Origin of the sequence: Marinobacterium sp. LSUCC0821 (genome assembly GCF_012848475.1) — a bacterium.
In the GTDB taxonomy this organism is placed as follows: Bacteria; Pseudomonadota; Gammaproteobacteria; order Pseudomonadales; family Balneatricaceae; genus Marinobacterium_E.
The window spans coordinates 206,401-226,344 of record NZ_CP051666.1; the positions used below are offsets into that span (position 1 = coordinate 206,401).

21 protein-coding genes are annotated in these 19,944 nt (G+C 46.9%); 7 read left to right on the forward strand and 14 right to left on the reverse strand.

Features of this window, described 5'->3' with window-relative positions; all coding sequences use genetic code 11:
* Nucleotides 1-3 precede the first annotated feature (3 nt).
* Entirely contained in the window at nucleotides 4-1,455 is a 1,452-nt protein-coding gene (gatA, locus tag HH196_RS01075) for an Asp-tRNA(Asn)/Glu-tRNA(Gln) amidotransferase subunit GatA (protein WP_169450259.1), read from the reverse strand.
* A gap of 23 nt (nucleotides 1,456-1,478) precedes the next feature.
* Nucleotides 1,479-1,766: an Asp-tRNA(Asn)/Glu-tRNA(Gln) amidotransferase subunit GatC gene (gatC, locus tag HH196_RS01080; RefSeq protein ID WP_169450260.1), complete on the reverse strand. Its 288-nt coding sequence runs from the start codon at nucleotides 1,764-1,766 to the stop codon at nucleotides 1,479-1,481.
* A 205-nt stretch (nucleotides 1,767-1,971) separates the two neighbouring features.
* Between gatC and HH196_RS01085 the strand changes: the two genes are divergently transcribed.
* From HH196_RS01085 to HH196_RS01115, 7 genes are read left to right on the forward strand one after another with little or no spacing between them, the layout of a single operon-like run.
* A complete protein-coding gene (locus HH196_RS01085) occupies nucleotides 1,972-3,009 on the forward strand; it encodes a rod shape-determining protein (protein ID WP_169450261.1) in 1,038 nt (345 codons plus the stop codon).
* Nucleotides 3,010-3,036: 27 nt separating this feature from the next.
* The gene (mreC, locus tag HH196_RS01090) at nucleotides 3,037-3,879 is read left to right on the forward strand and encodes a rod shape-determining protein MreC (RefSeq protein WP_169450262.1); all 843 of its coding nucleotides are present in this window, start codon (nucleotides 3,037-3,039) and stop codon (nucleotides 3,877-3,879) included.
* The gene (mreD, locus tag HH196_RS01095; RefSeq protein WP_169450263.1) at nucleotides 3,872-4,366 is read left to right on the forward strand and encodes a rod shape-determining protein MreD; all 495 of its coding nucleotides are present in this window, start codon (nucleotides 3,872-3,874) and stop codon (nucleotides 4,364-4,366) included. The genes mreC and mreD overlap by 8 nt, the downstream gene beginning before the upstream one ends.
* Nucleotides 4,309-4,953 (forward strand): nucleoside triphosphate pyrophosphatase, encoded by a 645-nt coding sequence (locus HH196_RS01100; protein ID WP_248276868.1) that lies wholly within the window; start codon nucleotides 4,309-4,311, stop codon nucleotides 4,951-4,953. Before mreD ends, HH196_RS01100 begins: the two co-directional genes overlap by 58 nt.
* Nucleotides 4,954-6,432, forward strand: coding sequence for a ribonuclease G (gene rng / locus HH196_RS01105; protein WP_169450264.1), 1,479 nt, complete (start codon nucleotides 4,954-4,956; stop codon nucleotides 6,430-6,432). It abuts the gene before it with no gap.
* An 18-nt stretch (nucleotides 6,433-6,450) separates the two neighbouring features.
* Nucleotides 6,451-10,209, forward strand: coding sequence for a YhdP family protein (locus HH196_RS01110; protein ID WP_169450265.1), 3,759 nt, complete (start codon nucleotides 6,451-6,453; stop codon nucleotides 10,207-10,209).
* Nucleotides 10,206-11,006: a carbon-nitrogen hydrolase family protein gene (locus tag HH196_RS01115; protein WP_211160800.1), complete on the forward strand. Its 801-nt coding sequence runs from the start codon at nucleotides 10,206-10,208 to the stop codon at nucleotides 11,004-11,006. Before HH196_RS01110 ends, HH196_RS01115 begins: the two co-directional genes overlap by 4 nt.
* 23 nt (nucleotides 11,007-11,029) lie before the next feature.
* Here HH196_RS01115 and yjgA read toward each other — a convergent pair whose 3' ends face one another.
* The 12 genes from yjgA to HH196_RS01175 are packed head-to-tail and all read right to left on the reverse strand — an operon-like array spanning nucleotide 11,030 to nucleotide 19,850.
* Nucleotides 11,030-11,551 (reverse strand): ribosome biogenesis factor YjgA, encoded by a 522-nt coding sequence (gene yjgA, locus HH196_RS01120; RefSeq protein WP_169450266.1) that lies wholly within the window; start codon nucleotides 11,549-11,551, stop codon nucleotides 11,030-11,032.
* A 3-nt stretch (nucleotides 11,552-11,554) separates the two neighbouring features.
* Complete coding sequence (gene mgtE, locus HH196_RS01125; protein ID WP_169450267.1) at nucleotides 11,555-12,910, reverse strand: magnesium transporter; 1,356 nt, start codon at nucleotides 12,908-12,910, stop codon at nucleotides 11,555-11,557.
* Nucleotides 12,911-12,946: 36 nt separating this feature from the next.
* Nucleotides 12,947-13,216, reverse strand: a complete 270-nt coding sequence (locus HH196_RS01130; RefSeq protein WP_169450268.1) for an HPr family phosphocarrier protein — start codon at nucleotides 13,214-13,216, stop codon at nucleotides 12,947-12,949.
* 8 nt (nucleotides 13,217-13,224) lie between these two features.
* Entirely contained in the window at nucleotides 13,225-14,085 is an 861-nt protein-coding gene (rapZ, locus tag HH196_RS01135) for an RNase adapter RapZ (protein WP_169450269.1), read from the reverse strand.
* Nucleotides 14,086-14,096: 11 nt separating this feature from the next.
* Nucleotides 14,097-14,549: a PTS sugar transporter subunit IIA gene (locus tag HH196_RS01140; RefSeq protein WP_169450270.1), complete on the reverse strand. Its 453-nt coding sequence runs from the start codon at nucleotides 14,547-14,549 to the stop codon at nucleotides 14,097-14,099.
* A 12-nt stretch (nucleotides 14,550-14,561) separates the two neighbouring features.
* Nucleotides 14,562-14,852 (reverse strand): ribosome hibernation-promoting factor, HPF/YfiA family, encoded by a 291-nt coding sequence (hpf, locus tag HH196_RS01145; RefSeq protein ID WP_169450271.1) that lies wholly within the window; start codon nucleotides 14,850-14,852, stop codon nucleotides 14,562-14,564.
* Nucleotides 14,853-14,903: 51 nt separating this feature from the next.
* Nucleotides 14,904-16,457 (reverse strand): RNA polymerase factor sigma-54, encoded by a 1,554-nt coding sequence (locus tag HH196_RS01150; RefSeq protein WP_169450272.1) that lies wholly within the window; start codon nucleotides 16,455-16,457, stop codon nucleotides 14,904-14,906.
* Between the two features lie 38 nt (nucleotides 16,458-16,495).
* Nucleotides 16,496-17,221: an LPS export ABC transporter ATP-binding protein gene (lptB, locus tag HH196_RS01155; protein WP_169450273.1), complete on the reverse strand. Its 726-nt coding sequence runs from the start codon at nucleotides 17,219-17,221 to the stop codon at nucleotides 16,496-16,498.
* Entirely contained in the window at nucleotides 17,218-17,766 is a 549-nt protein-coding gene (gene lptA / locus HH196_RS01160; protein ID WP_169450274.1) for a lipopolysaccharide transport periplasmic protein LptA, read from the reverse strand. Before lptA ends, lptB begins: the two co-directional genes overlap by 4 nt.
* A complete protein-coding gene (gene lptC, locus HH196_RS01165; RefSeq protein WP_169450275.1) occupies nucleotides 17,744-18,331 on the reverse strand; it encodes an LPS export ABC transporter periplasmic protein LptC in 588 nt (195 codons plus the stop codon). Before lptC ends, lptA begins: the two co-directional genes overlap by 23 nt.
* Nucleotides 18,328-18,864, reverse strand: a complete 537-nt coding sequence (locus HH196_RS01170; protein WP_169450276.1) for an HAD family hydrolase — start codon at nucleotides 18,862-18,864, stop codon at nucleotides 18,328-18,330. Before HH196_RS01170 ends, lptC begins: the two co-directional genes overlap by 4 nt.
* A complete protein-coding gene (locus HH196_RS01175; protein WP_169450277.1) occupies nucleotides 18,864-19,850 on the reverse strand; it encodes a KpsF/GutQ family sugar-phosphate isomerase in 987 nt (328 codons plus the stop codon). The genes HH196_RS01170 and HH196_RS01175 overlap by 1 nt, the downstream gene beginning before the upstream one ends.
* Nucleotides 19,851-19,944: the final 94 nt, after the last annotated feature.

Sequence of the window (19,944 nt, forward strand, 5' to 3'; positions counted from 1 at the left end):
TCCTTAGACCTCAACCGGTGACTGTTTGTGCCAGCTTGTCGCTTGCTGGAACTGGTGAGCGACGTTTAGTAGACGCGACTCATCGAAGTAGTTGCCGATAAGTTGAAGGCCGACTGGTAGGCCATCGATTTGTCCGCATGGGACTGACATACCTGGAAGTCCTGCAAGGTTGAGTGAAAGTGTGAAAATGTCCTCCATGTACATAGAGACTGGATCGTCACTCTTTTCACCAATCTTGAACGCTGGAGAAGGTGTGGTTGGGCCTGCAATAACATCAACCTCTTCAAAAATACGCATGAAGTCCTGTTGGATCAGTCGGCGTATCTGCTGAGCTTTGCGGTAGTAAGCATCGTAGTAGCCGGCACAAAGTGCATAGGTACCAACCATGATGCGGCGTTTAACTTCTGGTCCGAAACCTTCACCACGTGTACGTTTGTAAAGATCCTCAAGATCCGCAGGGTTGTCACAGCGGTAGCCGTAACGTACCCCATCAAAGCGTGAAAGGTTTGAAGATGCTTCAGCTGGCGCAATGATGTAGTAGGCAGGAATCGACATACGGGTGTTAGGCAGACTTACCGATTTTACGGTGGCTCCTAATCCTTCAAGCTCGCGAATTGCGGCTTCTACCTGCTCAGCCATCTTTGGATCAAGATCTTGGCTCATGAACTCCGCTGGAACACCGACGCGCAAGCCATTGAGCGGTTTGTTGAGTTCTGCGCTGAAGTCTGGAACATCTTTCGCGGCAGAGGTTGAATCCATAGGGTCCTGACCCGCCATGACATTAAGCATCAGTGCACAATCTTCTGCGCTACGAGCCATTGGGCCGCCTTGATCTAGTGAAGATGCATAGGCCACCATACCGTAACGCGAAACTCGACCGTAGGTCGGTTTGATACCGGTGATGCCACAAAATGCAGCAGGCTGTCGAATTGAGCCGCCAGTATCTGAACCTGTAGCGCCAGGAACTAATCGGGCTGCTACTGCTGCTGCCGAGCCACCTGATGAACCGCCTGGAACACGATCTGTGTCCCATGGGTTGCGGCAAATTCCATAAAATGAGGACTCATTCGATGAGCCCATAGCAAACTCATCCATGTTGGTTTTGCCCAACATCACAGCACCAGCGCTCTTAAATTTAGCGGCTACAGTTGAATCATAAGGAGATGCGAAGTTATCGAGCATTTTTGAACCACAGCTCGTCTTCACATTTTCAGTACAAAAGAGATCCTTATGGGCAATTGGAAGGCCAGTAAATAGGCCTGCATTTCCCGCTGCACGGCTAGCATCAGCAGCTTTGGCTTGCTCAAGTGCTAACTCAGGTGTCTGGGTAATAAATGTGTTGTAGTGTGAATCAGTCGCGGCAATTCGATCGATATACGCTTGGGTAATCTCAACGCTGCTAATTGCGCCACTCTTCAGATCGAGCGAAAGCTCAGAAAGTGTCTTTTCAAACATAGTATAGGGTCCGCAATGTCAGCTTATTCAATAACTTTTGGCACAAGGAAAAGGCCGTTTTTAACTGCTGGTGAAACAGCTTGAAGCTTCTCGCGCTGATCGGATTCAGATACTTCATCAACGCGCAGACGTTGGACCGCATCCAGTGGGTGCGCCAGTGGTTCAACGCCGTCAGTATTGATCTGCTGCATCTCATCAACGAGATGGAGAATGCTGCTAAGATTTTTGGTGTAAGCGGGAATGTCCTGCTCGTCCAGCGCTAGGCGCGCTAAGTGAGCAATACGCTCTACGTCAGATCGATCGATTGACATAATTAACCTTTAAATAACATCGTTAGAGGCAAACTAAAGGGGTCGAGTGCTTCGCGAATATCGAAGCGCCCTCTAGTAGAGAAAACCTTTCAAAGGGCAGTAATCTAACACATTTGCGCCTTGCCCAAAATCCCCACCGTTGCTAAGATTCTCTGATCATAAAACTTGCGTTAAACGCTTGGCTGTAAAGAAGGTTTTTTCTCTGATGTTTAAAAAAATTCGTGGGCTTTTTTCTAGCGATCTTTCGATCGATTTGGGTACTGCCAACACACTTATCTACTTACGTGATAGTGAAATCGTGCTCAACGAGCCCTCTGTAGTAGCAATTCGTACTCAGGGGAACCAAAAAACCGTAGCAGCTGTTGGTATGGATGCTAAACGTATGCTCGGTCGTACACCGGGTAACATCACAGCTATTCGTCCACTAAAAGATGGCGTGATTGCCGATTTCCACGTTACAGAGAAGATGCTGCAGTATTTTATCAGCAAAGTACATAACAACAGTTTCTTGCGTCCAAGTCCTCGTGTACTTATCTGTGTGCCGTGTAAATCTACGCAGGTTGAACGTCGTGCCATCAAAGAGTCCGCTTTGGGAGCGGGTGCTCGTGAAGTTTATTTGATTGAAGAGCCAATGGCTGCTGCTATTGGTGCAGGCCTTCCTGTTGATGAAGCGACCGGCTCAATGGTTGTCGATATCGGTGGTGGTACTACAGAGATTGCTGTTATTTCACTGAGCGGTATTGTCTACTCTGAATCTGTTCGTGTAGGTGGTGACCGTTTCGATGAGGCGATTGTGACCTATGTTCGTCGTAACTACGGCTCTTTGATTGGTGAAGCTACTGCTGAGCGAATCAAACAGGAGATTGGTGCAGCTTACCCATCTACTGAAGTGCTTGAAATCGATGTTCGTGGCCGTAACCTCGCTGAAGGTATCCCTCGGATGTTTACCTTGAACAGCAATGAAATTCTTGAAGCGCTGCAAGAGCCGCTACAGTCAATCGTACAGGCAGTTAAAGGTGCACTTGAGCAGTGTCCACCAGAGCTAGCAGCTGATGTGGCTGAACATGGTATTGTATTGACCGGTGGTGGTGCACTGCTGCGCAACCTAGATCGACTTCTTACCGAAGAGACCGGCTTGCCAGTGATCGTTGCCGAAGATCCACTAACCTGTGTTGCTCGTGGCGGCGGTAAAGCACTTGAGATTTTGGATAATCAGGGCTTCGATCTCCTGTCTCGTGACTAATCTGTATTAAGCGCGGAGTAGCCAGTCATGATCTTTCGTAATGGGCCTTCGCGTATTCTCCTTGTGCTGCTGGTAATCGTTGCTGCAGCACTTATCACTCTTGATTTAACATCCGATAAATTCCGTGAGGGCAAATCTGTTGCAGGCGTCGTAGTGACCCCCTTGCAGTGGTTCATAGATGTGCCGACACGAATAGCAGATTCGGCATCCAATCTGTTGGTGGGACGTGCGAGTCTACTTGCTGAAAATGATTCGCTTCGCAAAGAGGCGCTATTGCTTGAACAGCGGGTTTTACAGAACTCATCGTTGGCGACAGAGAATCGCCGATTGCGTGCGTTGTTGAACGCTCGCTCTAAAGTCACTGATGATGTTCAACTCGCGGAGCTTATTGGGGTCAGTTCTGATCCATTTCGTCATGAAATATTAATCAACCTAGGTGTAGAGGAGGGGGTCTTTACTGGCCAACCTGCGCTCGACGCTGGGGGTGTGATGGGTATGGTGACTTCGACAGCACCCGTTACTAGTCGAGTGATGCTGCTAACAGATTCAAGAGCTGCCATTCCTGTTGAAGTGTTGCGTAATGGCTACCGCACAATTGCATTAGGTACTGGCTCTGTAGATGAGTTGAAACTCGATCATATTCCTAATACTGCGGATATTCGTGTCGGCGATCTCCTCATTACTTCAGGTCTTGCTGGTGCCTTCCCACGTGGCTATCCCGTTGCTGAAATATCACAATTCACTCAAGAGCCGGGGCAGCAGTTTGCTGTTGTTCGTGCAACACCTGTTGCGGATCTAAACAAAAGCCGATATCTCCTTCTTGTGAAAATGGTCAACGATGCAGTCTCAGAAGAGGTTGTAAATGAGTGATGATCGATCTGGTAATGGTGGTTATTTAGTCACCTTCGCAACTTTTATTGTTGCGATTGCATTGAGTGAAATTCCTCTCCACCCATCTCTACAGTGGTTTCGTCCAGACTGGCCGCTCTTGGTTTTGTTATTTTGGGTTTTATGGGCCCCTAATCGAGTTGGTCTGATTACCGCATTTTTGGTTGGTCTACTACTTGACCTCATTCGAGGTGGACTGCTAGGGCAGACTGCGCTAACTCTGACTATACTGACTTTTGTAGCGCAGCTTCTATACCAGCGTGTGCGTGTATTTCCTCTTCTTCAGCAGTCGATTGTTGTTGGTTTGTTAGTTTCTCTGAACCAACTTTTCTACTTTGGAATGCAGGGGTTGTTTGGTAACACAGGTGACTCTTTGATGTTTTTAGTACCTGCGTTAACCAGTGCGATTGTATGGCCACTGCATTTTATGCTGATGCGAAAGCTAGCTCGGGCTTTGGATCTCAATTGATGTTGGTTTTAGCTTCTCAATCTCCTCGCCGAAAAGAGCTGCTTGAGCAGATTGGCGTTATTGCAGAATCTGTTCCGGCGGATATTGATGAAACTCCATTAGCAGGTGAGTTGCCCCAAGCCTATGTTGAGCGCCTAGCTCGTGAAAAGGCGGAGTGTGTAGCAGAGATTAAACCAGGTCGAGTGGTGCTGGGATCTGACACAACTGTTGTATCCGATGGCAAGGTGTTGGGTAAGCCCGAGAGTTTTGATGATTTTAAGTCGATGTTCAGTGCATTGGCGGATAATGTCCATCAGGTTATGACGGCGGTTGCCGTGACCGATGGCTCTACTACTCGATCACAAGTAGTGATCACTGATGTTGTATTTGGTCCTGTTAGTGAGCAGCAACTGCGAGCCTATTGGGATTCTGGTGAACCGCAAGATAAAGCAGGCGGTTATGGTATTCAGGGCTTGGCTGCCATTTTTGTAAAGCGAATTGAAGGGAGTTACAGCGCAGTCGTTGGACTTCCATTGTCTGAAACAGCAGAGCTTTTATCTATTTACTCTGTTCCTGTTTGGCAAACTGAGAAAAGTAAGGAGTTTTAGGTGGGTGAAGAGATACTAATTAACTTCACGCCGATGGAGACTCGCGTGGCTGTTATCGAAAACGGCATGCCACAGGAGATCTATGTTGAACGCACTAAGCGTCGTGGCATATTGGGTAACATCTATATCGGCCGTGTTGTACGAGTTCTTCCCGGCATGCAAGCTGCGTTTGTTGATATTGGTTTGGAGCGAGCTGCTTTCATCCATGTTGATGAAGTTGTTTCGCAACAGCTTACTCAAGAGGAGCGCGCCTCGCTCTCGATTGCTCAAGTATTGCGTGAGGGTCAATCGTTAACCGTGCAGGTTACGAAGGATCCAATTGGCAGCAAAGGAGCACGATTAACAACTCATCTTTCTCTCCCTTCCCGTTATATCGTATTGATGCCTGAAGCGGGTCATATTGGTGTTTCACAGCGTATCGAAGATCCAGAGGAAAGAGATCGACTAAAGTCCTTGCTGACCTCATTAGTATCGACACCAGAAACATCAGAGGCCAACTCTGGTTTTGGATACATTCTACGTACAGTGGCTGAGGGTGTCTCCGATCAAGAGCTTGCGGCTGATTTGAAATTCTTACACCGTCTTTGGGACAACGTGCAGACACGTATTCAGGGAGCTAAGGCACCTGCAACTGTATACGAAGACCTTCCACTGAATATGCGCGCCTTGCGTGACATGACCCACTCTGAGGTAGAGCGTATTCGTATCGACTCAAAAGAGACCTATCAACGTGCGATTAGTTTTGCTCGCTCTTTGGTTCCAGAGATCGAAGAGAAGCTGGAGTACTACCCAGGTGAGCGCCCGATCTTCGACCTCTTTAGTGTTGAAGAGGAGATGCAGCGTGCCCTGGGTCGAAAAATTGAACTGAAGTCTGGTGGCTATTTGATCTTTGACCAGACTGAAGCGATGACCACCATTGACATCAATACCGGAGCATTTGTTGGTCATCGAAATCTTGAAGAGACCATCTTTAAGACTAACTTAGAGGCAGCAACTGCAATCGGTAGACAGTTACGCCTGCGAAACCTTGGTGGCATTATCATTATCGACTTTATCGATATGGAAGATCCTGAGCATCAGCGTCAGGTGCATCGCACTCTTCAGCGCGTATTAGAGAAAGATCACGCCAAGTGTAAGGTGACAGGTGTTTCGGAGTTGGGTCTTGTAGAGATGACGCGAAAACGTACGCGTGAAAGTCTTGAACAGGTGCTCTGTGAAACCTGTAACCAGTGTCATGGTCGTGGGACTATTCGTACGCCTGAAACCGTTTGTTATGAGATCTTCCGAGAAATTCTACGCCAGCATCGCGCTTATGATACCGATTCGTATCTAGTGATTGCTGCACGAACAGTAGTGGAGTATCTGATGGAGGATGCATCGGATCATGTCGCTGAACTTGAGGCGTTTATTGGTAAAACAATTCGCTTCCAGAGTGATAATTTCTATAACCCTGAACACTTTGACGTTGTATTACGTTAATCGAGAGTTGATAGCTAGATGGTAAAGCATACCTTTTGGGCAGGATGGTGGAGTTTGGTGATTGGAGCTGTGCTCGCAATCATTCTCTCGGCTATCCGTTTTGCTTTTCCGTTGTTGGGCCAATACAAACCCTATTTAGAAGATCAGATTGGCCAGTTTGTCGGAACTGAAGTTTCGATTGCAGAGCTCAATACCGGCTGGAATGGTCCATTTCCTCGATTTGAAGTTAGAGGCTTCAAAACTCAAGTTGGCGGACCGCTCAATCCACTACTAGACATTAAGGTCGATTCAGTCAGTTTTGAGATCAATCCTTGGCAATCTCTAATCGATCTTGCCCCCATCTTTCAAAAAGCCACTATCGATGGCGTTAATGTAAAGTGGAGTCAGCAGCAGGGGCTGTGGACGTTTAGTTCAGGGGAGCAAAAGTCGGTAGATCCAGATGCCATGGCGCTGCTAGCCCTTCTGGTTCTGGAGCAGCCTGAAATCCTAGTGACCAATGCCCAGTTGCATCTGAAGCCTGACTCAGGACGTTCTCGCTTTATCAATCTTGATAAGATGCAGGTTGAGAGTAGTGAGACAGAACATCAACTGAGTGGCCAGTTTTGGATGCCGGTACTGGGTAAAGATACCCGTATGGATTTCGCACTGCGCTATGATGGCAAACAAGATTCAGGTGTTGATCTTTTTCCCTTCTATTTGAAACTCAACCACCTAGGCCCAGAGCTACCGGCGCTTTTTAATCTAGAGTCCAATTTGAGCTCGATGTCTGCTGATGCGGAGCTATGGGGCACGCTTCGAGGAGCTGCGCTGCAGAGTTTGAACGGCCAGATTAGAGTTGCAGATTTTGTCTATGGGGATAGTAATAATGGCGTTCTATTTTCAGAGGTTCAATCTAACTTCTCCCTGCAATCGATTATGGGGGATTATCAGCTCTTCTTTGATAATTTAACCCTTGCTCAAACAGGCGATCCCGTAACCATTCCGCCGATTGCAATCGATATTCACAAAGGTATTGATGGTTGGGTACCGAATCGTGTTCAGTTGCCCTCTTTATCCATCGATGATCTTTGGAGCGTAACTCAGTATCAGCCATTACCTGAAAAAATGATGGGTATCCTGCGTGATATGAATCCCCAGGGTTCATTAAGTGCTGTATCGGTCGACCTTTCGGGTGGCTTGGGGGCTTTATCATTGAGTGCCAATCTGGATAACGTCTCCATAAAACCTTGGCATGGTGTGCCAGGTGTTCAGAACCTTAATGGTACCTTGGCCTTATCACCGCAGGGTGGCAAGGTGGAAATTGGGTCTAACAATACGGCTTTTCATTTTGCGTCTGTCTATGAAGAAGCGTTGATGTTCGATCAGGTGAATGGATCTGTGCGATGGTCGCTTGATGATGTTGGCGCACGGGTGAGTGCAGATCATCTGAATATCGTGATCAATGGCTTTGATGCCAATGGTGCATTTGCGATTGACCTACCTTATGAATCAACCGAACAGGCGATGTTTAATCTTGCCATAGGTTTAAGGGGTGCTAAAGCGCGTGATGCACTAACGTTGACTCCAAAAAATGTTGTGGGTGAGAAACTCTACACCTGGATGGAAAACGCACTAATTAGCGGTGAGGTTCCTGAAGCGGGTTTAGTCCTAGTTACACCAACACGTGACGTTGAAGATAGGCCAACCCCACTCTCTGAGCTCTATGTAATTACACAAGATGCTCAGTTAGATTATCAGTCACCTTGGCCACAGCTCGAGCATGCTGATTCAGTGGTGCACATTCGTGATGGGGATGTGCGGGTTCAGTTGCAACAGGGTATTGTTGCAGGTACCGAAGTCGCTTACGGTGAAGCATACAAATCACAAGGCTTAGATGAACTCTCGGTCGATCTATCACTAAATGGATTCGCATTCCCTCTTAATACGTTGCTTCGTTCAGGGCCTCTCAATGAGAGCGTTGGTAAATCTCTGACAGATTGGCAAATTTCGGGTGCCCATCAATCGCTTGTGCAGCTCAGCTTGCCGCTCTCTAAGGGTGAGCCAACCATTCTTGTTGATTCTAAAATTAGCGGTGGCATCTTCGCTTCGCAATCGAATCGAATTGCGGTCACTGATATTGCTGGTGAGCTTAAGTTTGATAACCGTAAGGGGCTTTCAGCGAATTCACTCTCTGCTCATCTTCTAGGTCGGCCGGTTACGGCGGATATAAAAAGTAGTGACACCAAGACCGAAGTTGAGATCTCAGGTCGCATGGATAGTACCTATCTTCTCCATTGGGTTGGCGCGCCATTAGAGCAGATCATTACAGGAGAGATACCACTCTTCTCTACATTGACCCTCTGTAAAGCTAAGGGCTGTAGCTCATCGCTACAAATAGAGTCTAACCTTGTTGGTACAACGGTGGATGCGCCTGCATACCTCTATCATGACCCCAAAGATAAGAGTCGGTTGAGTCTATTGGTCTCCTTGGATAAAGGATCACAGTTACAGCTCAACTATGCAGATCGATTACGTGGTGATCTATCAGTAGGTAGTTCACTTTCTGGTAATTTGCGCATCGGTGGCAAACCTGCCTCTGGTAAAGATGTTTCAGGCCTATTAATCGATGGCCAGTTGCCAGAATTAGATCTTTCAGAGTTGTTGACCTTTTTGGCTAACCTAACCCCTAAAGACACCAACTCTAGTGAACCCTTGAAGGTTACATCTGAAGTAACTATTGATAAGTTGGTAGTATCTGAGTCGATTGCATTTGAAGGGATTCATAGCTCTGCACATCAACAAGAGGGTGCATGGGTTGTCTCATTGGATGGCAAACCGGTGCAAGGTGTAATTAATTATCAGCCTGTTGATAACGCCATGGCAATCAACTTTAAACATCTCGTATTAACCACGCCTGAGAGCGAAACTGACGTTGTTGAGTCTGAAATTCCACTCCCAGAACCGACTGATCCATCCCTTTTAGATCAGATCCCTCAAGGTGCGGTGACAATTGATCGTTTAGTTTGGAACGGCGAAGATTGGGGACGCTGGCAGGCTAATATCTCACCTAAGTCAGACCGTGTTGTTCTTGAGGAGCTAACTGCAGATGTTGCGGGGATTAATCTAGCTGGAGAGGTGCAGTGGATTCTTTATGATGAGCGTACCGAACTCAACCTTACTGCAACGGGTAAAAGTTTGGGTAACTATTTGGAGGCGATGGGTGATCCACGCTTTATAGAGACAAAAGAGCTTTCTGGTGCAGTTGATCTTAAATGGCCGGGTGCTCCATGGTCATTTAGTAAATATCGTCTATCTGGCCCAATTAAGTTTGATCTTCGCAACGGGCAATTGACTGAAGCTAAGGGCAACTCAGATTTGCTACGTCTCTTTAGTATTTTGAACTTTGATGCGCTGTTTAGACGTTTGAAACTTGATTTTAGTGACCTATACAAACAGGGGATATCCTTCGATAAGTTGGTCGGTAATTACCAGATTGATAAGGGCGTTGCACACTCATCTCAGCCTCTCTTAATGCGTGGTCCATCTACGGATATGAAAGCGGAAGGCTCGATAGATCTTATCCATAAAACCTTGGATAAACGGGTTGATATCATTCTGCCATTGGTGGGCACTACACCTTTGGCGGCAGTGCTTCTTGGTGCGCCACAGGTTGCTGGTGCGCTTTGGTTAATTGATAAAGTGATTGGCGACAAAATTAACGAAGCGACCAAGATTAGCTACACCCTAACAGGTCCTTGGAGTGAACCTGCTCTCGAGCTTGTAGAGAGAGCGAAGTGAAGTCTCTGATTGCCGTAGCGCAGCTCTGTTCAGGTACATCACCCGAAAAAAATCTAGCCAAAGCGATCTCTTTGATAGAGCACTCTGCTAGTTCTGGCGCTTCGCTAACCTTGCTGCCAGAGAACTTCATTCTTTTTGATTCACTCAATCTAATTAAGTTTGGACAATCGGATGAGGCAAGAATATACCTTGAGCAGTTATCTAACTTAGCGCTTACGCTCAAGCATTGGATCGTATTGGGTAGTTTTCCAGTGCCGTCGAACGATGGCAGAGTCTATTCGCGATCTATGGTTATATCGGAGCAAGGTGAAATTGTAGGTGCTTATGATAAGCGCCATTTGTTCGATGTGATCGTAGATGATGCTAAGGGTTCTTACCTAGAGTCAAAATTTATAGCACCAGGGGACGCACTTTCGGTTGTTGATACGCCTATCGGTCGATTGGGATTAAGTATCTGTTATGACTTGCGCTTCCCTAACCATTACCAGGCGCTTCGCGATTTGGGTGCTGAAATCATTACAGTTCCAAGTGCATTCACCGCAGTGACAGGGGAGGCGCATTGGGAGCTTCTGTTGCGTGCCAGAGCCGTTGAGACACAATCTTACGTATTGGGTGCCAATCAAGTTGGCGAGCACGGTGCAGGTCGGTTTACCTATGGTCACTCTATGATTGTAGATCCATGGGGTAGAGTGGTTGCATCGCTTAAATCTGAGATGGGTGTAGCATTTGCAGAGGTAGATCTCTCTTTGCTAAATAAAGTTCGAAGTGAAATGCCGCTTTTAGCGCAGCGTCGTTAGCTGCACTAAAAGCTGAGAATATCTTAAACGGTCTCGTCGAGAGTTCGCAGGTACTGGAATAGTTTTCTAAAGCTCGCAGGTGGTTTGTTATGCTCTCGCTCTTTTTGCGCATTTCTAATCAGCTGTCTGATATGTTGGATATCACAGTCTGGATAGGCCGCAAGAGTCTCATTCATCGCAGCTTGGTCACCGTCAATTAAGCGCTCTCGTAGACGTTCAAGTGCGTGGAAGCGTTGGTTATGAGCATCGCTCGCTGAGTCAAATCGCTCAATAGCGACTTTAATTGCCTCTTCATCCTCATGCTTCATCAGTTTCCCAATATAGTTGAGGTGACGTTTCTTCGCCCCATGCGAGCTGATACGCGCCATCTCTTCGACAGCCTCGGCTAGTACCTCAGACATAGGTACCTGTGCCTGCTGATCAGGGCGAAGCTCTGTAATCTTTTTGCCAAGATCTTGAAGCGCCTCTACTTCACGCTTCATCTGGCTGCGACTGACGTATTCGATCTCTTCTTCAGGTTCGATATTTAAATCTTTTTTTCTCATAAACTATCCGTAAAAAAATGTCGCTAGGCCAAGAAACGCAAAGAAACCGACCACATCGGTGATTGTCGTCAGCAAGACGCCGCCAGCGAGGGCTGGGTCTATGCCTGCCTGTTTTAAAAACATCGGTAATAAGCTGCCTGCCATTGCGCCTGCCAACAAGTTAATGACTATAGCTAACGCAATGACTATTCCGATGGTGGTATCTTGGAACCAAAGCATAGAGACTGCCGCAACTACGGCAGCCCAAATTATACCGTTTATAAGGCTTACCACCATCTCACGATTGAACAACCAACCGATATTGTGACGTTCAATGTGGCCAAGAGCTTGGCCGCGAATAACCAGAGTCAGCGTTTGGCTGCCAGCGATACCGCCCATTGAGGCGACGATAGGCATCAAAACAGCAAGTGCAACGACACGATCAATGGTGGCCTCAAATAGCCCAATCACAGCTGATGCTAGAAATGCTGTCAGTAGGTTTATACCTAACCAAACTGCGCGTCTGCGGCTGGTACGCATCACAGGAGCGAAGGTGTCTTCATCCTCATCAAGACCCGCCATACTCATCAGTGAGTGATCGGCGTCTTCACGAATAACATCGACGATGTCATCGATTGTGATACGGCCGAGTAGCTGACGCTCCTCATTGACTACCGGTGCAGAGATCAAATCTCGCTGCTCGAATATACGAGCAACATCGAGTTCCGGCATCTCAGCAGGGATCGCGTGGTCTTGCTCTGTGCGCATGATTTCACGAACCAGCATCTGTGGATCTGAAATCAGCAATCGAGTGATTGGAAGTACACCGATTAATGTGTTTTTACGACGGCTTACAACGAAAATGCTGTCAGTATTATCCGGTAGTTCACGGTGACGGCGCAGGTAACGTAGGGCTGTCTCCACTGTGATATCAGGACGCATGGTCACGGTATCAGTATTCATCAGACCGCCAGCTGTATCCTCTGGATAGGATAGGACTGCTTCAACGCGCTCACGGTTTTGAAGGTCCATGTTCTGAAGCATCTCCTGCATGATCGTGTCAGGCAGTTGCTGCAAAATATCGGCAAGGTCATCAGTATCGAGTGATTCTGTCAGAGCTAGAAGCGATGCCGCGTCCATCTCGCTAATGATCTCGGCCTGAATGTCTTCACCTAGGTGCTGTAGAACATCACCCTCATTTTCAGAACTGATAAGGTTCCAGAGAATACGTCGCTCACGAGGCGGTGTTTTTTCAAGAAGGTGTGCTACTTCAACAGGACGCATGCCTTTATTCAGCATGTAGCGTATCTGTTTGAGGTTTTCTGATTGGAGTGCTTCGCTCAGCGTATCGAGTGCGATGTGTGCGCTATCTGTGCTCATCTGTGACTCCTAGCTGATCGAGATTAAAGAGGAGTGTTACTCCTCCTCATCGAAACGGTTGTTAATTAGCGCGACGACTGCATCCATCGCTTCGACTTCGTCTTCACCTTTTGTGGTGATCTTAAGTTCAGTGCCAATAGAGGCTGCAAGCATCATAACGGCCATAATGCTCTTTGCATCGACCTCACGGCCCGCTTTGTCGAGACGAATATCTGCACTGAATCGACTCGTTGTCGCAATCAGTTTCGCAGTCGCTCGTGCGTGCAAGCCCAATTTGTTGATTATAGTAACGTTTTTTTCGATCATTGCGAATTCTAAACCGACAATTCCCTATGGCGAACCTGCACATTTTCCATTTTTTTGGTAAAGATGTCTGCTAGCTGCTCAGCGATAAATACGGATCGGTGCTGTCCACCGGTACAGCCGATGCCGACTGTAACATAGCTACGGTTATTATTTTTAAATTCTGGTATCCAGTCGCTGATAAAACGCTCGATGTCCGCAATCATTTTTTGCACTTCTGGTGAGCTATTTAGAAACTCTTGAACTGGTTTGTCCTTGCCCGTCAGGGAACGTAGTTCAATAAACCAATAGGGGTTCGGCAAAACTCGAACATCAAAGCTAAAGTCCACATCCAGCGGTACGCCATGCTTAAAACCAAAGGATTCAAATTGCAAAGAGAGCGCCTGCTCCTTACGTTGTGCAACCCTTAACTTAATGGTGTCTCTAAGTTCATAAAGAGATAGTCGCGTGGTATCGACCCGCATGTCTGCAGAACTAGCTATCGGTTCAAGGAGGGTTCGCTCACGATGGATAGCCTCCTCTAAGCCTATTTCGGAAGTGCTGAGTGGGTGCTTACGGCGCGTAGCACTGTAACGTTTAATAAGTGTTGCTTCTGAAGCATCTAGAAAGGTGATCTCTAGTGAAATTTCAGAGCGTTTTCTTAGGGTGCTGATGATTTCAGGAAATGCAGCAAGATCACTATCGAGGTTACGCGCATCGATGCTGACAGCAATTAGATTTGTCTTGTCACGATTTTGCCACATCTGCTCCATCAACGATGGAAGTAGGGTGGCAGGTAAGTTATCAATGCAGTAGAAGCCTACATCCTCTAGGGCTTGTAGCGCGGTACTTTTACCTGAACCGCTTCGACCGCTAATGACAACAACACGCATGATAAATGGTCCTAGGAGAACTGATTAATAGTTTCAGTAATCATCTCTGCCGTTGCACATTCGCGAAGTGCCGCAAGTGCTTCTGGTTTGTTGAATAGTTCAGCAAGCCCACCCAGAGTTTGTAAATGTTCATCATTGCCATCATCTGGAACAATCAGCGCACAAATAAGATCAACTGGTTTTTGATCGATCGCATCATAATCTATCCCCTCTTCAAGGGTGATTAGTGCGGCAGTAGCTTTCTCTGCGCCAGATAAACGGCAGTGGGGAATTCCAACACCTGATCCTATTCCTGTGCTTCCAAGTCGTTCACGATTGAGTAGGCCGGTAAAAATTTCATCTTCAGTAACGCCTCCAACGGAAGTGGCCAGCTTGGAGCTGGCCACCTGTAGAACGCGTTTCTTACTGTTTACAGACTCGCGACATGCGATAGCGTCTGTGGTCAGTAGTTCACGTAGTTGCATTGTTTTGGTCGATTATTTGTGTGATTTCATTTTTTCTTTGTGACGAATAATTTGTCGATCCAGTTTATCAACTAGGTTGTCGATAGCTGCATACATATCGTCATTCTCATCTGATGCGACTATCTGTCCACCCGCTAGGTGTACATCCGCTTCAGCTTTTTTACCTTGCTTCTCAACGCTCAGTGTTACTTGTACGTTCTGAATGTTGTCGAAGTGTCGTTCAAGTTTGTCGAACTTCGTGCGAACGTATTCACTGAGAGATTCAGTCAGGTCCACGTGATGGCCAGTGATGTTGATCTGCATATGACTTCTCCTCGTCCAGGGCGGGGTAGAAAATGAGGCCGCCCACCTCAATTAAACCAAACGTTTTCGTTCATTAGAAGGTGGAATGTTCAGTGCTTCGCGATATTTTGCGATTGTTCTACGAGCAACATTAACTCCTTCCTCTTCTAGCAGTGTAGCAAGTTTGCTGTCACTTAGAGGTTTTCTTGGATTTTCTTCTGAAATTAATTTTTTAATGATGGCACGAATCGCTGTAGAAGAGGCCGCGCCGCCATCTGCAGTCCCTACATGGCTTGAGAAAAAGTACTTCAACTCAAAAACACCACGCGGGGTGAGCATATATTTCTGGGTGGTCACACGAGATATGGTCGACTCGTGCATCTCAACCGCATCAGCTATATCGTGAAGCACGAGAGGCTTCATACCTTCATCACCAATATCTAAAAACTCTACCTGCCTAGCAACTATTTCGCTAGATACTCTTAATAAAGTTTCATTTCGGCTCTGCAAGCTTTTTAGAAACCAACGTGCATCCTGCAGTTGATCTCTAAGAAATTGCTGGCCCTCATCACTAGAGTGCTCATTAATGAGGGCGGAGTAGGTCTCATTGATTCTGATTTCAGGCGCCGCATCAGAGTTAAGGATTACTATCCACTCACCAGAACGCTTTCTAACGATAACATCTGGGATAACGTAGTCTGTTCGGCCAAGGGATAGTTGTTCGCCAGGTGTTGGATTTAAACTTTGTATCAATTGAATGACACTGGTGAGCTCGTGCTCTTTGATTCGTAACCGGCGGACTAGTGTTTTGAAATCACTAGCACCTAATAGGTCAAGGTAATCAGTGACTAGACGAAGTGCTTCAGCGCGCCAGGGAGTATCCTGAGGAAGTTGGCGAAGTTGTATCTTTAAACACTCTGATAGGTCGCGTGCACCAACGCCTGGAGGATCAAACTGCTGAACACGATGCAGTACAGTTTCGACCTCATCAAGCTCTACTTCGAAAAAGAGTTCTGGTAACTCCTCTTGGCAGCTCAAAAGGATCTCATCCAGAGCGGTTGTTAAATAGCCACGCTCATCAATCGAGTCGATGATTATTTCAGCCACGTGGCGATCGATATCAGAGAGTCGAGTTAAATTTAACTGCCAGCTGAGGTGGTCTTGAATCGTTTCATCGGCACTCTCATTATCGCCTGGCATCCAATCATCATCACGACTACTGAAGTCGCTCGACTGGTAGGTGTCATCCCACTGACTATCGGTGCTTAGATGCTCTGGTATCGCATCTGACCACTGTTCATCTCCAAATTCTTGAGAGCTATCTTCATTCTGATTATCAGAGAGTAAACTCTCGTCGTTGAATGAAGGTGAATCAAACTCTGATTCGAACTCATTTGATTCGGAGTGATCGATCGATTGCTCTGACTCACTCTCAAAATCATCAGTTGATTCGACAGATTCGTTCTCCTCTTCCTCTGCAAGCTCTAGCAGCGGGTTGTTGTCGAGGGCATTCTGAATCTCTGTTTGGAGTTCTAGCGACGATAGTTGCAGCAGTTTGATTGCTTGCTGCAATTGTGGGGTCATGGTCAGGCTTTGCCCGATCTTTAATTGAAGTGAGTGCTTCATGACTTAACAATGACTCAAATAAACAATCTTTTCCATCCTTATAAACGGAAATCTTCGCCAAGATAGGCGTCACGTACAGCACGGTTTTCCATGATCACAGAAGGCGCGCCCTCAGCAAGGATAGTTCCCTCACTGACAATGTAAGCGCGCTCACATATGTCAAGCGTCTCACGGACGTTATGGTCTGTTATAAGTACCCCGATACCACGCTCTTTTAAATGGCGTATCGTCTGTTTGATATCGCTAACTGATATTGGGTCTACGCCTGCAAATGGCTCGTCCAGCAGGATAAACTCAGGGTCGTTGGCGAGTGCACGAGCTATCTCAACGCGTCGACGCTCACCACCGGAAAGAACCATGCCTTTGCTGTCGCGGATGTGAGTGATGTGAAACTCTTGCAGCAATGCTTCAGCTTTCTCATCACGTTCAGTTTTTGTCAGATCTTTACGATTCTCAAGGATCGCCATCAAGTTGTCGTAGACACTCAACTTTCTGAATACCGACGCCTCTTGAGGAAGATAGCCTAATCCGCGAGCGGCCCGTTGATGGATAGGCATGCGGGTGACATCATCTTGATTCAACCGAATGTTTCCCTGGTCTGCTCTAATGAGTCCTACGATCATGTAGAAACAGGTGGTTTTACCAGCACCATTTGGGCCTAAAAGGCCGACAATTTCACCACGTTCGACACGCACTGAAACATCTCGGATGACAGCGCGCCCTTTATAGCTCTTAGCTAGGTTTAATGCTTCTAATGAACTCATTTTTTCTTATCTGAACGTGGCTGCAGAACCATTTGTACACGCTTATTCGAACCGCTGTCGCTAAATGCTTTAACCTTCGCGTTAGCCATGTCGTAATTGATCTTTGCGCCCGTAAAACTATCTGCACCCTGAGTAACTTTGGCATTATCTGAAATGACAAGGAACTGTGAGCTGACGGTGTAGTCCAGCTTATTGCCAGTCGCATAGGTCACTTTCTGATCGAGTTGTGGTTGTTGCTGGAAGTGCGCCGGCTTACCAAGTGAAATAATTTGGTTGATGTCTCCGGCGTCATCACGGTAGAGCTCTACACGGTCGCCTTTTAAGATCATGCTGCCCTGTGTGATCTTTACGCTGCCTGTATAAACCGTAATCCCCTTGGCGTCATCAATTGAGGCCGCATCAGCTTCGACATAGATAGGTTCTTCTCTATCTGTTGGCAACGCAGAAACTTGGCTAGCGAATAACGATGAAATTAAAAGAGCTGGAAGTGTCAGCAAGTGAAAAGATTGAATTGAAAAAAACTTAGTTAGTCGTTGCGGGTACATAGGTGCCTCTAACTTTCGTCAAAATGTCGAGCTTCTGTTGTTCAGTATCAAGTTTCATACCGACACCTGTTGTAATGCCTTGTTGATTCAAAAACTCAACAGCAACATCACTGGTTGCTATGCCGGTATCTGGGAAATAACTCAGGGCTTCTGCAAATAGCGCTGTATCACTCTCTGTCTCAGGATTATGGTGAAGCTCTACTTCCCCTGCAAGGTCGAATCGACTGTTATCATCGAGAAGCGTCCCTTTTTTTGCAGAAAGGGTATGGTCTACGCTGCCCTTGGTTGTAAAACCAACACTGTACGGGGTGTCGATCAGCATCACTTTGCTGTTGGGAAGGTGTTCTGCATATGGGGTGTTTGTAACCGAAACCAGTGAACCTGTTTCATCCCAGCGTCTTAGTGTTCCATCTGTAACAAAAAAATCGATCTGTTCAGTAGCGGCAGTGGTCGGCTTTTGGATTGTTTCTCCCTCTTTTTGCCAAAAGAAGGTGGTGGCAAGGATCGCTGCGACAAGTGCAGTCGCAATGACTATCCGAAGTTTTGACCGCAGGTGTCTGATCAAAGGTATTGCCCCAGAGCTGAATCAAGGTTTCCTTGTGCGGCCATGATCAGTTCACAGATTTCGCGAGCCGCCCCTTTTCCGCCTTCACTTGTTGAGATCCAGTCGGCGTGTTCTTTAATCAACCAGTGTCCATTTGGCACTGTTGCACCAAACTGTACTGCTCGAATCGCGCTTAGATCTGGGAGATCATCGCCCATGTAAGCTGTGTTTGAAGCGTCATATCCCGTGCGCTCCCAAAGCTCTTTTAGCGCAACTAATTTATCTTCGCGACCCTGCTGGGTGAAATTAATCCCAAGGGATTCTGCGCGCAGTGTGACCTGAGGCGAGCTTCTTCCGGTAATGATGGCTGTCTCTACACCGCTAGACATTAATAATTTAAGACCTAAACCATCGAGAATACTGAAAGTTTTAATCTCAGTACCATCAGCAAGAAAGCTAAGCGTTCCATTCGTCAAAATACCGTCCACATCAAAGACCATTAGTTTGATTTTGGATAGCTTTTCAACTTGTTCAGAAGTGGGTGAAGGACGCATTAGATTACACCTGCTTTAAGCATGTCATGCATGTTGAGCGCGCCTGTGACCTGTGATTGATCATTAAGAGCAATTAGTGCATTAATTTTCTTATCTTGCATGATTTGAAGTGCTTCAGCGGCAAGCATGTTTGGCGTCACGGTGGTGAACTGTTTTGTCATCACAGCATCAATAGGGGTGTTGTAAAGATCAACGCCCTGGTCAATTGCACGACGCAGGTCACCATCAGTAAATATACCAAGTGGCTGATCATTCGCATCAACCACGGTTGTCATACCCAAACGCTTACGAGTGATCTCAAGAAGTGCATGTTGAATGGTGGTTTGTGGAGATACGCGAGGGATCTCGTCACCACTGTGCATTAGATCTTCAACCTTAAGGAGAAGGCGACGACCCAATGCTCCACCTGGGTGAGAAAATGCAAAATCTTCAGCACTAAAACCTTTCGCCTCTAAAAGGGCGGTCGCCAAGGCATCGCCCAACACCAATTGCGCTGTTGTGCTTGAGGTAGGCGCAAGGTTAAGTGGGCAGGCTTCTCTTTCAATAGGAATGTTGAGTTGTACATCTGCAGCTTTAGCTAGTGAGGAGTTTGGGTTAGCCGTGATTGAGATAAGACCAATGTTTTTTCGTTTGAGTAGCGGCAGTATGGTTACAACTTCTGCTGACTCACCAGAGTTTGAGAGTGCAATAACCACATCTTGCTCAGTAAACATGCCGAGGTCGCCGTGGCTGGCTTCACCTGGGTGTACAAAAAATGCCGGAGTTCCGGTGCTGGCAAGAGTCGCCGCAATTTTGGTGCCGATATGGCCTGACTTGCCCATACCTGTCACTATCACTCTCCCTTTGCACTCGATCATCAGCCGGCAAGCCGCATCAAATGATTGATCTAAAGAGTTGAGAAGGTCGTTAATGGCCTCTTGTTCAAGCTGGATAGTCCGCTTGCCTGCAGAGATGAAGTCAAAATTGGCGTATTGATGATTGCTCACCCGATGAGGCCTCTTAAGTTAGTGTTAATGCACTATAATTTACCCTAACACTTCGAATTTATCGACGGAGAAGGGCGAGTTTTCCCCTTCATAA

Bases quoted from the DNA above. Each gene is read 5' to 3' on its own strand.
- yjgA (WP_169450266.1), bottom strand. From the start codon at position 11,551: ATGAGAAAAAAAGATTTAAATATCGAACCTGAAGAAGAGATCGAATAC.
- HH196_RS01140 (WP_169450270.1), bottom strand. From the start codon at position 14,549: ATGCAACTACGTGAACTACTGACCACAGACGCTATCGCATGTCGCGAG.
- HH196_RS01085 (WP_169450261.1), top strand. From the start codon at position 1,972: ATGTTTAAAAAAATTCGTGGGCTTTTTTCTAGCGATCTTTCGATCGAT.
- lptB (WP_169450273.1), bottom strand. From the start codon at position 17,221: ATGAGTTCATTAGAAGCATTAAACCTAGCTAAGAGCTATAAAGGGCGC.
- HH196_RS01170 (WP_169450276.1), bottom strand. From the start codon at position 18,864: ATGCGTCCTTCACCCACTTCTGAACAAGTTGAAAAGCTATCCAAAATC.
- gatA (WP_169450259.1), bottom strand. From the start codon at position 1,455: ATGTTTGAAAAGACACTTTCTGAGCTTTCGCTCGATCTGAAGAGTGGC.
- HH196_RS01100 (WP_248276868.1), top strand. From the start codon at position 4,309: ATGGCCACTGCATTTTATGCTGATGCGAAAGCTAGCTCGGGCTTTGGA.
- mgtE (WP_169450267.1), bottom strand. From the start codon at position 12,910: ATGAGCACAGATAGCGCACACATCGCACTCGATACGCTGAGCGAAGCA.
- mreD (WP_169450263.1), top strand. From the start codon at position 3,872: ATGAGTGATGATCGATCTGGTAATGGTGGTTATTTAGTCACCTTCGCA.
- HH196_RS01110 (WP_169450265.1), top strand. From the start codon at position 6,451: ATGGTAAAGCATACCTTTTGGGCAGGATGGTGGAGTTTGGTGATTGGA.
- HH196_RS01130 (WP_169450268.1), bottom strand. From the start codon at position 13,216: ATGATCGAAAAAAACGTTACTATAATCAACAAATTGGGCTTGCACGCA.
- rapZ (WP_169450269.1), bottom strand. From the start codon at position 14,085: ATGCGTGTTGTTGTCATTAGCGGTCGAAGCGGTTCAGGTAAAAGTACC.
- lptA (WP_169450274.1), bottom strand. From the start codon at position 17,766: ATGTACCCGCAACGACTAACTAAGTTTTTTTCAATTCAATCTTTTCAC.
- gatC (WP_169450260.1), bottom strand. From the start codon at position 1,766: ATGTCAATCGATCGATCTGACGTAGAGCGTATTGCTCACTTAGCGCGC.
- HH196_RS01150 (WP_169450272.1), bottom strand. From the start codon at position 16,457: ATGAAGCACTCACTTCAATTAAAGATCGGGCAAAGCCTGACCATGACC.
- hpf (WP_169450271.1), bottom strand. From the start codon at position 14,852: ATGCAGATCAACATCACTGGCCATCACGTGGACCTGACTGAATCTCTC.
- mreC (WP_169450262.1), top strand. From the start codon at position 3,037: ATGATCTTTCGTAATGGGCCTTCGCGTATTCTCCTTGTGCTGCTGGTA.